The organism is Thauera sp. GDN1 (assembly GCF_029223545.1).
GTDB lineage: Bacteria > Pseudomonadota > Gammaproteobacteria > Burkholderiales > Rhodocyclaceae > Thauera.
The window spans coordinates 3402790-3415239 of sequence record NZ_CP097870.1; the positions used below are offsets into that span (position 1 = coordinate 3402790).

General features: G+C 69.6%; 8 protein-coding genes. 3 read left to right on the forward strand and 5 right to left on the reverse strand.

The features are described 5' to 3' along the window. Positions 1-29: 29 nt before the first annotated feature. Genes CKCBHOJB_RS15630 through CKCBHOJB_RS15645 form a run of 4 tightly spaced genes read right to left on the reverse strand, consistent with a single transcriptional unit; the run spans position 30 to position 6567 of the window. Entirely contained in the window at positions 30-2063 is a 2034-nt protein-coding gene (locus tag CKCBHOJB_RS15630; RefSeq protein ID WP_281049585.1) for a 3-hydroxyacyl-CoA dehydrogenase NAD-binding domain-containing protein, read from the reverse strand. Beyond that, positions 2063-3343, reverse strand: a complete 1281-nt coding sequence (locus tag CKCBHOJB_RS15635; protein ID WP_281049586.1) for an acetyl-CoA C-acetyltransferase — start codon at positions 3341-3343, stop codon at positions 2063-2065. Before CKCBHOJB_RS15635 ends, CKCBHOJB_RS15630 begins: the two co-directional genes overlap by 1 nt. Beyond that, positions 3340-5826 carry an acyl-CoA dehydrogenase gene (locus tag CKCBHOJB_RS15640; protein ID WP_281049587.1) on the reverse strand — a complete coding sequence of 829 codons (2487 nt, stop codon included), beginning with the start codon at positions 5824-5826 and terminating at the stop codon, positions 3340-3342. Before CKCBHOJB_RS15640 ends, CKCBHOJB_RS15635 begins: the two co-directional genes overlap by 4 nt. 51 nt (positions 5827-5877) lie before the next feature. After that, positions 5878-6567 carry a TetR/AcrR family transcriptional regulator gene (locus tag CKCBHOJB_RS15645; protein ID WP_281049588.1) on the reverse strand — a complete coding sequence of 230 codons (690 nt, stop codon included), beginning with the start codon at positions 6565-6567 and terminating at the stop codon, positions 5878-5880. A 154-nt stretch (positions 6568-6721) separates the two neighbouring features. On the opposite strand from CKCBHOJB_RS15645, the gene CKCBHOJB_RS15650 reads away from it, so the two are divergent. The 3 genes from CKCBHOJB_RS15650 to CKCBHOJB_RS15660 are packed head-to-tail and all read left to right on the forward strand — an operon-like array spanning position 6722 to position 11399. After that, positions 6722-8584 carry an ABC transporter ATP-binding protein/permease gene (locus CKCBHOJB_RS15650; protein ID WP_281049589.1) on the forward strand — a complete coding sequence of 621 codons (1863 nt, stop codon included), beginning with the start codon at positions 6722-6724 and terminating at the stop codon, positions 8582-8584. 31 nt (positions 8585-8615) lie between these two features. Further along, positions 8616-10373 carry a cation:proton antiporter gene (locus CKCBHOJB_RS15655; RefSeq protein ID WP_281049590.1) on the forward strand — a complete coding sequence of 586 codons (1758 nt, stop codon included), beginning with the start codon at positions 8616-8618 and terminating at the stop codon, positions 10371-10373. A 45-nt stretch (positions 10374-10418) separates the two neighbouring features. After that, positions 10419-11399 carry an asparaginase gene (locus CKCBHOJB_RS15660; RefSeq protein WP_281049591.1) on the forward strand — a complete coding sequence of 327 codons (981 nt, stop codon included), beginning with the start codon at positions 10419-10421 and terminating at the stop codon, positions 11397-11399. A 6-nt stretch (positions 11400-11405) separates the two neighbouring features. Here the strand turns inward: CKCBHOJB_RS15660 and cysB are convergent, their stop codons facing one another. Then, on the reverse strand, positions 11406-12347 hold the full coding sequence (cysB, locus tag CKCBHOJB_RS15665; RefSeq protein WP_281049592.1) for an HTH-type transcriptional regulator CysB: 942 nt from the start codon (positions 12345-12347) through the stop codon (positions 11406-11408). Between the last annotated feature and the right edge of the window lie 103 nt (positions 12348-12450).

Consider the following 12450-nt stretch of genomic DNA (forward strand, 5'->3'; position numbering starts at 1 on the left):
CGCACCATCCGGCACCCCACAGGGCAAGCCTATTGAGGTTTTCCCTCACTGCGGCGGTAGTGCAACGGCCCGCCCGTATGCGGCGCGAAGCCGGTGCCGAAGATCACGCCGGCATCGGCGAGGTCGGCATCGGCCACCACCCCCTGGCCCACGCAGCGCTGCGTGGCGGCGAGCAAGGGCGCGAGCACGCGCTCGGCCAGTCCGGCGGGAATCGGTGGGGGCGCTTGCGGCCGGCGCGTGCCCGGCAGCCTGCCCCGCAGCCCCGCGAGCAGGCCGTGCCTGGCCTCGTCGCCTCCCTTGACCGCCTTGCCATCGACCCAGCGGTAATAGCCCTCCCCGCTCTTGCGGCCGAGCTTGCCTTCGGCGACCAGCCTCAGCAGCCGTGCGGGCGGCTCGGCGCCCTCCCCCGCCAGCGCCTTGCCGGCAGCCACGGCGATGTCCAGGCCCACGGTGTCGACCAACTCCACCGGCCCCATCGGCATGCCGAAGGCGACCAGCGCGGCATCCACCGTCTCGGGCGCGATGCCTTCCTCGACACAGCGCAGCGCCTCGAGCATGTAGGGACCGAGCACCGCATTGACCAGGAAGCCGGGCGCGCTCCTGACTGGTAGCGGCAGCTTGTCGATGCGGCGCACGAAGCCGGTGGCGCGGCGCAGCACCTCGGCGTCGGTGGCCTCGCCCTGCACCACCTCGACCAGCGGCAGCATCGGCACCGGGTTGAAGAAGTGGATGCCGACCAGGCGCGCCGGGTCCTTCAGCGCGGTGGCGATGTCCTCGAGACGCAGGCTGGAGGTGTTGGTGGCGAGCACGGCATCCGGCTTCGCGCGCGCCTCGAGGCCGGCGAACAGCGCGCGCTTGGCGTCCAGGTTCTCGAAGATCGCCTCGATGATCAGGTCGGCGCGCGCCACGCCGTGGCCCTGCGGGTCGGGGATCAGGCGGTCGAGGGCGAAGCGCACCTGCCTGGCGTCCCCCTTGTGGCGGCGCTCGAAGAGCTTGGCGGCGCGCTCGATGGCGGGCGCGATGCGCTCGACCGACTGGTCCTGCAGCGTCACCGTCATGCCGCGCAGCGCGCACACCGCGGCGATGTCGCCGCCCATCACGCCGGCGCCGACCACATGCACGCGGCGGGGCGCGAAGTCGCTGTCCTTGCCGAAGGCCTTCAGGCGCTCCTGCAGGTGGAAGACGCGCACCAGGTTGCGCGCGGTCGGCGAACTGAAGATGGCATCGAGCGAGGACGGGTCGGAGGCTGGAACATCCAGCGCATTGCCGCGGTATTTCTCCCAGATGTCGACGATCGCGAACGGCGCCGGGTAGTTGGTGCGACTGAGCTTGCGTGCGGCCTGGGCACGGGCCTTGTCGGCGACGACCTTGCGCAGCGGGCCGTTCATGGCCCAGCGCATGGCGCGTTCCTGTGCCGGCAGCTTTCTCGCCGTGCCGCCGCCGAGCGCCACGATGCGAGCGGCGGATTCCATCACCCGCGCCGGCACGCAGTCGTCGGCCAGGCCGAGGTGCTTGGCCTTCTTCGCGTCGACGCTCTTGCCGGTCAGCATCAGATCCATCGCCGCGGCCGGGCCGATGAGCGCGGGCAGGCGCAGCATGCCGCCCCAACCGGGGACGATGCCTAGCATGACCTCGGGCAGCGCGAGTTTGGTGCCCGGCTCGTCGACCACGATGCGGTGGCGGCAGGCGAGCGCGAGTTCCAGGCCGCCGCCCATGCAGTGGCCGCGGATCAGCGCCAGCGTCGGGTAGGACACGGCGGCCAGGCGCTTGAACAGCGTCCAGCCGCGCTCGACCAGCGCACGGGCGGCAAGCACTGAATCCAGCTGCGAGAACTCCTCGATGTCGGCGCCGGCGATGAAGCCCGCCGGCTTGGCCGAGGCGATCACCAGCGCCTTGGGCGGTGCGGCGTCGAGCGCGTCGAGCACGCGGGCGAATTCGCTCATCACCTCGGACGACAGCACGTTCGCGCTCGCGTCCGCCTTGTCGAGGTCCAGCCAGGCCAGGCCGCTGTCTTCACGGCGCAGGCGCCAGTGCTTCCAGTTCCGTTCCATGTTAGCGCTCATCACACCGTCTCCACCAGCATCGCCCCGCCCTGCCCGCCGCCGATGCAGATCGATGCCAGGCCGCGCCCGCCGCCCTTGCGGCGCAGCACGTGGAGCAGGTGAAGCACGATGCGCGCACCGCTCGCGCCCACCGGATGGCCGAGCGCAACCGCGCCGCCATCCACGTTGAGACGCGAAGCCTCGGGCGCGCCCGGCGCATCCACCCCGAAATGTTCCCGGCAGTAGGCATCGTCCTCGAAGGCGCGCAGACAGGCGATGACCTGGGCGGCGAACGCCTCGTTGAGTTCCCAGGCGTCGAGATCATTCGGCGCCAGACCGTGGCGCTGCAGGATGGGCATCGCCGCGTGCACCGGGCCGAGCCCCATCTGGTCGGGCGCGAGCCCAGCCCACTGGCTGTCGATGATGCGGCCGAGCGGCTGCAGGCCGTGGCGCTCGACCGCCTCCTCCGCGGCAAGGATCAGCCAGGCGGCGCCGTCGGTGATCTGCGAGCTGTTGCCTGGGGTGACGCGGCCGTACTTCTTGTCGAAGAAAGGCTTCAACTTGGCCAGGCTGGCCATCGAGGAATCGCGCCGCACGCCGTCGTCGGCCGCGTACACCCGGCCGTCACGGTCGATCAGCGGAACGATCTCGGCGGCGTAATGGCCGGCGTCCTGCCCGGCGCACACGCGGCGGTGGCTGTCGACGGCGAAGGCGTCCATGTCCTCGCGCGTGATGCCGAACTTCCACGCCAGGTTCTCGGCGGTCTGGCCCATCAGCTGGCCGACGATCGGGTCGGTGAGGCCCTTCATGATGCCGATCACCGGGGCGAGATGGCCCAGGCGGAAGGTCTTCAGCATCGCCAGCTTGTCTCCGGTCGTCTTCGCCGCGTACCAGCCGGCAAGCCAGCGCACCATCCGCTCTGAGAACAGCAAGGGCGCGTGCGACAGTGCATCCACGCCGCCGGCGAGCACGAGCTGGCTGCGGCCGCACTGGATGTTGGCGATCGCGGAATCGATCGCCTGCATGCCGGAAGCGCAGTTGCGCATCACCGTCCACCCCGGCACCGCGTTGCCGCAGCCCAGGCGCAGGGCGACCACACGGCCGATATTGACCTCGTCCGGCGAGGGGCTGGCGCAGCCGAGGATGAGCTCGTCGAGCCGATCGGGGGCGAAGGGCTGGCGCATCAGCAGCGCGCGACCCGCGGCAGTGGCGAGGTCGGACGCGGTGAAGGGCCCGGGCCCGTTGTGCGCCTTCAGGAAGGGCGTACGTGCGCCATCGACGATGTAGACGGTCCTGCTCATGCCGCCACCTGTTGCGCCGGCGAACGCGCGGGCATGGCCTGGGCCGCGGCCTGGAGGCCGAGGTCGTAGGGGAAGTCATCGACGCGGATCACCTTGTCGCGCAGCGTGTTGCGACGCTCGACGAGCGCGTAGTCCTGCTCGCTGATCACGCCGGCCTGCCGCGCCATGCGCCAGATCTCGTCGACGTCGCCGGAGGCGAGGATCTTCGGATCGAAGCGGCCCTGGCGGCGGGCCTCCCTGAGCTTGGCTTCCACAGGCTCGGCTGCGATCGTGGCGGCGAGCGCAGCCTCCAGCGCACCGATCGGCTCCTCGACGTCGGCGGGCAGATGCACGTCCGAAGTCAGACGGTCGCGCGTCGGCGAGGGCTCGAGCAACAGCGCGGCGACCTGGTGGCCGAGCCTGTCCGACGGGACGACGTAGGGCCGGCCGAGCGGGAACACCACCACGTGGCGCAGCACGACGGCGAAGAGCTTGTTCGGGAAGTTGGCGATCACGCCCTCGAAGGCCTGCTGGATGCGGAACATGCAGTCCCAGATCGCCCAGTGCATCAGCGGCGCGTCGGCGGTCTGACGGCCTTCGGCCTCGAAGCGCTTGAGCGTGGCGGTGGCGAGATACATCAGCGACAGGATGTCGCCAAGCCGCGCGGAGAGCTTTTCCTTGCGCTTGAGCGCCCCGCCCATGGTGCCCATCGAGATGTCGGCGATGAAGGCGAAAGCGGCCGAGAAGCGGGTCAGCTGCTGGTAATAGCGCCGCGTCTCCGGCGCGACGTCCGCGGGCACGCCGACGAAGTGCGAACCGGTCAGGCCCATGATCAGCGCACGCGCGGCGTTCGAGACGGTGAAGCCGACATGGCCCCACAGCGCCTGGTCGAAGGCGACCAGGTCGCCGGCCTGCGCGGCGTGCATCTCCTTCAGCACATGGGGATGGCAGCGGATCGCACCCTGGCCGAACAGGATCAGGCTGCGGGTGAGGATGTTTGCGCCTTCTACCGTGATGCCGACCGGGATCTGCTGGTAGGCGCGGCCGATGAAGTTCTGCGGACCGAGGCAGATGCCCTTGCCGCCGACCACGTCCATGCCGTCGTTCACCGTCTGGCGGGCGCGTTCGGTGACGTGGTACTTGACGATCGCCGACACCACGGAGGGCTTCTCGCCGAGGTCGATCGCCCCCGCGGTCATCACGCGCGCGGCGTCGCTCAGGTAGGTGTTGGCGCCGATGCGGGTCAGCGCCTCCTCCACGCCCTCGAAGCGGCCGATCGCGGTCTTGAACTGGTAGCGCACGCGGGCATAGGCGCCGACGGCACGCGCGACCATCTTCTGCATGCCGGTGTTGGAGCCGGGCAGCGAGATGCTGCGCCCGGCCGCCAGGCACTCCATCAGCATGCGCCAGCCCTGGCCGGCCATCTTCGGCCCGCCGATGATGAAGTCGAGCGGCACGAACACATCCTTGCCGCGCACCGGGCCGTTCATCCACACCGCGTTGAGCGGGAAGTGGCGGCGGCCGATGTCCACGCCGGGGTGGTCGTGCGGGATCAGCGCGCAGGTGATGCCGAGGACGTCCTCACCGCCGAGCAGGCGCTCGGGGTCGTAGAGGTGGAAGGCGAGGCCGAACACGGTGCACACCGGAGCAAGCGTGATGTAGCGCTTGTCGAAGCTCACGCGCATGCCGAGCACTTCCTCGCCGTTCCACATGCCCCTGCACACCACGCCGGCATCCGGGATCGACGCGGCATCCGAGCCCGCCCACGGGCTGGTGAGCGCGAAGGCCGGGATGTCCTCGCCGCACGCGAGCCGCGGCAGGTATTGCTGCTTCTGCTCGGGCGTGCCGTAATGCAGCAGCAGCTCGGCCGGGCCGAGGGAATTGGGCACCATCACGCTGACCGCCGGCGCCGACGAGCGCGTCGACAGCTTGGTGACGACCTGCGAGTGGGCGAACGCCGAGAAACCCTTGCCGCCGTATTCCTTCGGAATGATCATGCCGAGGAAGCCCTTGGCCTTGATGTAGTGCCAGACCTCGGCGGGCATGTCGCCGTGCTGGGTGCATTCCCAGTCGCGAGTGAGGCGGCAGAGCTCGTCGGTCTCGTTGTCGAGGAAGGCCTGCTCCTCGGGGGTGAGCCTGGGCCAGGGATAGGCTTGCAGCTTGTTCCAGTCGGGTCGGCCGGCGAAGAGTTCGCCTTCCCACCACACCGTGCCGGCCTCGAGCGCGTCGCGCTCGGTCTGCGACATGGTCGGCAGCGCGGCGCGGAATGCCCGGAAGATCGGCGCCGTGACACGGCTGCGGCGCACCGAGTCGATCAGGAAAACCGCCATCGCGCCGCCGAAGGCGAGCATCGCCAGCAGCGTCCACCCGAATCCCCAGCCACCTGCCCAGCCGGCGGCCAGCAACCAGGCCAATCCCGCCGCCAGCCAGGCAAAAAGAGGCGCTCGCCCGTAGGCGAGCGCACCTGCCAAGGGAGGGAGGGAAAGCAGTACGATCCAGATCATTTTCGGTCAGCTCCTGTTGCCGGCCGCGCGATCAGCGCCGGCCGATCGAAATCAGTCCGTGGTTTCCTGCTGCGGCAGCTCTGGCAGCGGCGCGCGCAGACCGCCGAGCAGGAAGCTCATCAGCCGCGGCAGCAGGCGCTGCGGGTCGTCGTCGGCCGCGGACAGGTCGGCCAGTTCGTACAGCCCGCCCAGCCCCGAGATCGCGAACGCCATCGCCCCGGTCATGAAGTGGAAGCGCCACAGGATCTCGGCACGCGGCACTTCGGGCAGCGCGGCGAACAGCGCACCAAGGAAGCGATCCATCACCTCCGTGTATTCCTCGGCGAGGAACTGGCGGACGAAGGCATTGGGTTCGCTGTAGGTGCGGGCGAGCAGGCGCATGAAGAGGCGCCCGCCGTGCTCGGTGTCGGCCGCCATGCGCAGCGCGGTGCCGAAGAAGGCCTCCACGATGCGGCTGGGCTTGACCGGCGCACCGCCGGCCTCGGCCTCGAGGTGGTCGAGCTCGAGCAGACGCTCCGCGTTCAGCACGGTCAGGCGGCGGCGGAACACCGCCTGCACCAGCGCATCCTTGCTGCCGAAGTGGTAATTGACCGCAGCGAGGTTGGCGTTGGCCGCGCTGGTGATCATGCGCATCGAGGTGCCGTCGAAACCATGCTCGACGAACAGCTGCTCGGCCGCATCGAGGATGCGGTCGCGGGTGTCCTGAGTAGTCGGAGGCGTCGAGGGCGGGGTGGCGGTCATCGCGGCACATGATTCAAACGTTCGTTTTAATCATACGTTTTCTTTATGCTCTGTCAAGCGCAACTGATGGAAAAGGACCTGCATCCGCGCAGCGTTTGACTCGCCACCGCAGCCACAACAGAATCGGGCGCCCTCCCGCCTCCGCAGACTTCCGATGAGACGCGCCCCTTCCGCCGCCCTGCCCGCCCCCGCCACCGGCGAACGCCATGACTGGCAGACCCTGAAGAGCCTGTTCCCCTTCATCTGGGCGTACAAGGGCCGGGTGATCTTCGCGCTTGCCTGCCTGGTCGCGGCCAAGGGCGCCAACGTCACGGTGCCGATCATCTTCAAGCACCTGATCGACGACCTGACGATCACGCCCGAGCACGTCTTGATCGTGGTTCCGGCTGCGCTGCTGCTGGCCTACGGCGTGCTGCGCTTCTCGACCTCGCTGTTCACCGAGCTGCGCGAGGTGGTGTTCGCGCGCGTCACCCAGCAGGCGGTGCGCGAGATCTCGCTGCGCGTGTTCCGCCACCTGCACGCCCTGTCGCTGCGCTTCCACCTCGAGCGCCAGACCGGCGGCCTCACCCGCGACATCGAACGCGGCACGCGCTCGATCGGCTCGCTGATCAGCTACACGCTGTACTCGATCCTGCCGACGCTGATCGAGATCGGCATGGTGATCGGCATCCTGCTGGTCAATTACGACGCGGTGTTCGCCCTCATCACGCTCGCCGCGCTGACGATCTACATCGTGTTCACCGTCAAGGTGACCAACTGGCGCACCGCGCTGCGGCGCGAGGCCAACGAACTCGACTCGGCCGCCAACGCGCGCGCCATCGACAGCCTGATCAACTACGAGACGGTGAAGTACTTCAACAACGAGGAGTTCGAGGCCCGGCGCTACGACGAGCAGCTGCAGAAGTGGACCCGTGCCCAGGTCACCAACCAGTACTCGCTGTCTGCGCTCAACGTCGGCCAGGCGGCGATCATCGCAGTCGCGGTCACCGCGATGATGTGGCAGGCGGCCGACCGGGTGGCCAGCGGCGAGATGACGATCGGCGACATCGTGCTGGTCAATGCCTTCATGATCCAGCTCTACATCCCGCTCAACTTCCTCGGCGTGCTGTACCGCGAGATCCGTCAGTCGCTCACCGACATCGAGCGCATGTTCGGCCTCATGCACACCCACCGCGAGATCGCCGACGCGCCCGATGCCCACGTCCTGCCCGCTGGCCCGGCGAGCGTGCGATTCGAGCACGTGGGCTTCGCCTACGACGCCAAGCGCCCGATCCTGTTCGACGTCGACTTCGACATCCCCGCCGGCAGCACGGTGGCGGTGGTCGGCCACTCCGGCTCGGGCAAATCCACGCTCGCCCGCCTGCTCTACCGCTTCTACGACGTGCAGGGTGGGGCGATCCGCATCAATGGCCACGACCTGCGCAGCCTCACCCAGGACAGCCTGCGCGCGGCGATCGGCATCGTCCCCCAGGACACGGTGCTGTTCAACGACACGCTGTACTACAACATCCACTACGGCCGCCCCGGCGCCAGCCGCGAGGAGGTCGAGGCCGCCGCGCGCGCCGCGCAGCTGGAAGACTTCATCCGCCAGTTGCCGGAAGGCTACGAGACCCGCGTCGGCGAACGCGGACTGAAGCTCTCGGGTGGCGAGAAGCAGCGCGTCGCCATCGCACGCGCGCTGCTGAAGAACCCCGCCATCCTGATCTTCGACGAGGCCACCTCGGCGCTCGACTCCAAGACCGAGAAGGCGATCCAGGCCCAGATCGAGCGCGCGGCCCAGGGTCGCACCGCGCTGGTCATCGCCCACCGTCTGTCGACGATCATGGATGCCGACGAGATCATCGTGCTCGACACGGGCCGCATCGTCGAACGCGGCCGCCACACCGCGCTGCTGGCGCAGGGCGGCGCCTACGCGCAGATGTGGATGCTGCAGCAGCAGGAAGAGGCGGCAGGCGCCATCGACAAATCGGAGACGGATGCCGACGTCGCAGGCGCGCCGGCGGGCGGCGTGGCGTAGACTATCCGAATAGTCTCTCGACGACGCCCGCATGGACGCACACGGCAGCTTCCCCTTCCTCAAGGAAACCATCCTCTTCCTCGCCCTCAGCGGCGTGCTGATGCCGCTGCTGTCGCGCCTGCGCATCAACGCGGTGCTGGGTTTCCTGTCGGTGGGCGTGCTGCTCGGCCCCTACGGCCTGGCCTCGCTGGCGGGCACCTGGCCGGCGCTGTCCTGGTTCACCTTCGCGCGCCCGGAGGACGTGGAGTTCCTCGCCGAGCTCGGGGTGATCTTCCTGATGTTCATGATCGGCCTGGAGATGTCGGTCGAGCGCCTGTGGTCGATGCGCCGCCTGGTGTTCGGGCTCGGCGGGCTGCAGGTCGCGCTGTCGGCAGCGGCGGTCGGCGGGCTGGCGCTGTGGTTCGGCAACAGCATCGAGGCGGCGGTGATCCTGGGCGTGGTGCTGGCGTTCTCGTCGACGGCGATCGTCATGCAGCTGCTGATCCAGCGCCGCGAGCTGGGGACGCCGCTCGGGCAGTCGGCGTTCGCGATCCTGCTCTTCCAGGACCTCGCGGTGGTGCCGCTGCTGGTGCTGATCAGCATCCTCGGCGCCGCTTCGGGCGAAGGCAGCTTCGCCAGCCTGCTCGGCACCGCGGTGGTGAAGGGCGTGCTCACCGTGGTAGGGATCTACCTGGTCGGCCGCCGCGTGGTGCGGCCGCTTTTCCACCAGATCACGGTCGATAAGCAGCCCGACACCTTCACCGCGCTCACCCTGCTGACCACCCTCGGCGTCGCGGCGCTCACCTGGTACGCCGGCCTGTCGATGGCGCTGGGCGCGCTGCTCGCCGGCCTGATCATCGCCGAGACCGAGTTCCGCCACGAGGTCGAGATCACCATCGAGCCCTTCAAGGGCCTGCTGATGGGTCTGTTCTTCATGTCGGTGGGCATGGGCATCGACCTGCGCGCGCTGCTTGCCGAACCGCTGTGGATCCCGCTGTCGGTGGTCGGCCTGCTGGCCATGAAGGCGGCGATCATTTTCGTGCTGCTGCGCGTCTTCGGCCTGTCCTGGGGGCGTTCGGCCGAAGGCGGCCTGCTGCTCGGCCAGGGTGGCGAGTTCGCCTTCATCGTCATCGGCATGGCGCTGACGCTGGGCCTGCTCGAACGCCAGGTCGGCCAGTTCATGCTGATCGTGGTCGGCGTGTCGATGCTGGTCGCACCGGTGGTCGCCCGCCTCGGCCAGAGCCTGGGCGACAACATCGACCGCCGCGCCGCGCCGCCTGCGCCCGAGGACACCGAACTCGGCGAGCTTGGCGGCCACGTGATCATCGCCGGCTACGGTCGCGTCGGGCAAATGGTGGGGCAGATGCTGGCCGAACAGGGCGTGGCCTTCGTCGCCATCGAGAACGACGCCAAGCTGATCGCCCACCAGCGCAAGGCGGGCGTGCCGCTGGTGTTCGGCGACGCCAGCCGGCCCGAGCTGCTGCGCAAGCTGCGCATCGACCAGGCGCGCGCGGTGGTGCTGACCATGGACCACACCGCGGCGGCCATCCACGCGGTGCAGGGCATCCGCCGCCTGATGCCGATGATGCGCGTCATCGCCCGCGCCCGCGACGAGAAGCACGCGCTGCTGCTGCGCGAGGCCGGCGCCTCGGTCGTGGTGCCGGAGACCCTGGAATCCAGCCTCAAGCTCACCGGCTGGGTGCTGGAGACGCTCGGGGTGCCGCCCGATGCCACGCTGCGCCTGCTGGAGCAGGAACGCGAACGGCGCATCGTCGCGCTGCGCGACACGCCGCCGGGCGGCGGCGCCTGAGCCGCGGCCTCCACCCTTCGTTCAACCCGCCTTCCCTTCCAGACCATGCGCAAACCCCGCATCGCCCTGCTCGCCACCGGCGGCACCATCGCCGGCACCGCCGGCTCGGCGACCGACACCAGCGGCTACACCGCCGGCCAGCTCGGCGCCGACGCCCTGATCGCCGCCGTGCCGCAGCTCGCCTCGCTGGCCCGCCTGTCCGCAGAGCAGCTCTTCAACATCGACAGCAAGGACATGACGCCGCAGCACTGGCTCATGCTGTCGCGCCGGGTGCAGGCGCTGGCCGACGATCCCGCGGTGGACGGCGTCGTCATCACCCACGGCACCGACACGCTGGAGGAAACCGCCTACTTCCTGCAGATCACGCTGGCGGCGAGCAAGCCGGTGGTGATGACCGCAGCCATGCGTCCGGCGACCGCGCTGTCCGCGGACGGACCGCTGAACCTGTACCAGGCGGTGGCGCTCGCCTGCCGCCCCGCCGCCGGGCGCGCCGGCGTGCTCGCCGTGCTCGGCGACCGCATCCTGCCGGCGGACACGATCGCCAAGCGCCATCCCTCGGCGGTGGACGCATTCACGCACGCGGGCGCGCTCACCACCCTGGCCAGCGACGCCGCGCTGCAGGCGCTCGCCCCCCGCCGCAACAGCCGCATCGCCCTGCCTCCGGAAGTGCAGATGCTGCCGGCGGTGGAGTTGCTCACCGTGGCCGCAGGCAGCTCGCCGGCGCTCGCGCGCGCGCTCGCCAGCGCCGGTCTGTCCGGCGGAGTTGCCGGCGTGGTCCTGGCCCTGCCCGGGAATGCCAGCCTGCCGGAGGCGTGGCTGCCGGCGCTGGAGGAGTTGCCGCCGACGGTGCCGCTGGTGCTGGCCAGCCGCTGCGGCGGCGGCATCGGCAGGCAGCGCGCCAACGCCCCCGCCAACTGGCTCGACGCCGGCGCGCTCGATCCGCTCAAGGCCCGGGTGCGCCTGATCGCCGGCCTCGGCGCCGGCCTGCGCGGCGCGCGCCTGCGGCGCTGGTTCGAACGCGGGTGAACCCGCTCACAGCCCCGGGTCGGTGCCGCCGCCGGCGAGCGCGGCCTCGACCATGCGCCGCGACAGGTGCGGCGCGAAGCCCTCGATGAAGGCATAGACGTAGGCGCGCAGCCAGGCGCGCTTGCGCAGGCCGATCCGCGTCGTGCTCGACTCGAACAGGTGCGCGGCGTCGACCATGCCGAGCTTGCGGTCCTCCGCGGGGTCGTAGGCCATGCGCGCAAGGATGCCGATGCCCAGGTCCATCTCGACGTACTTCTTGATGACGTCCGAGTCGATCGCGGTCAGCACCACCTTGGGCTTGAGGCCGCGGCCGAGGAAGGCCTTGTTGATCTGGCCGCGGCCGGTGAAGGCATCGTCGTAGGTGATCAGCGGATAGCGCGCGATCGCCTCCAGCGTCAGCGGCGCGGCCTGCAGGATCGGGTGGCGGGGCGTGGCGACCACGCAGCGGTTCCACTGGTAGCAGGGCAGCATCACCAACTCGTCGTATTCGGCGATGGCCTCGGTCGCGATCGCGATGTCGGCGGTGCCGTCGAGCGCCATCTCGCACACCTGGCGCGGGTTGCCCTGGTGCAGCTCGAGCTTGACCTGTGGATAGCGCTGCATGAAGCGCCGGATGACGTCGGGCAGCACGTAGCGCGCCTGGGTGTGGGTGGTGGCGATCGACAGGCGCCCGACCGCCTCGTTGGCGAATTCCTCGCCCACCTGCTGCAGGTTGTCGAGATCGCGCAGCACGCGCTCGGCGATCGCCAGCACCGAGCGTCCGGGCTCGGTGACCGCGACCAGGCGCTTGCCGTGGCGGGTGAAGATCTCGATGCCGAGCTCGGTCTCGAGCAGGCGGATCTGCTTCGACACCCCCGGCTGCGAGGTGAACAGCGCCTCGGCGGCATCGGACACGTTGAGCCCGCGGCGGGCGACTTCATGCACGTAACGCAGTTGCTGCAGGTTCATGGTGGCATCGATATAACAATCAGTTCTTAAAGTCTAACCGCAAACCGCTTCTTGCGCTTAAACGAAGCCCTTACGATGCGCCGCACCATCCAGGAGCGCATCA

What these genes read in the sequence shown, in the direction of transcription:
- CKCBHOJB_RS15630 (WP_281049585.1), bottom strand. Translation starts at nt 2,063, where the DNA reads ATGAGCGCTAACATGGAACGGAACTGGAAGCACTGGCGCCTGCGCCGT.
- CKCBHOJB_RS15635 (WP_281049586.1), bottom strand. Translation starts at nt 3,343, where the DNA reads ATGAGCAGGACCGTCTACATCGTCGATGGCGCACGTACGCCCTTCCTG.
- CKCBHOJB_RS15640 (WP_281049587.1), bottom strand. Translation starts at nt 5,826, where the DNA reads ATGATCTGGATCGTACTGCTTTCCCTCCCTCCCTTGGCAGGTGCGCTC.
- CKCBHOJB_RS15645 (WP_281049588.1), bottom strand. Translation starts at nt 6,567, where the DNA reads ATGACCGCCACCCCGCCCTCGACGCCTCCGACTACTCAGGACACCCGC.
- CKCBHOJB_RS15650 (WP_281049589.1), top strand. Translation starts at nt 6,722, where the DNA reads ATGAGACGCGCCCCTTCCGCCGCCCTGCCCGCCCCCGCCACCGGCGAA.
- CKCBHOJB_RS15655 (WP_281049590.1), top strand. Translation starts at nt 8,616, where the DNA reads ATGGACGCACACGGCAGCTTCCCCTTCCTCAAGGAAACCATCCTCTTC.
- CKCBHOJB_RS15660 (WP_281049591.1), top strand. Translation starts at nt 10,419, where the DNA reads ATGCGCAAACCCCGCATCGCCCTGCTCGCCACCGGCGGCACCATCGCC.
- cysB (WP_281049592.1), bottom strand. Translation starts at nt 12,347, where the DNA reads ATGAACCTGCAGCAACTGCGTTACGTGCATGAAGTCGCCCGCCGCGGG.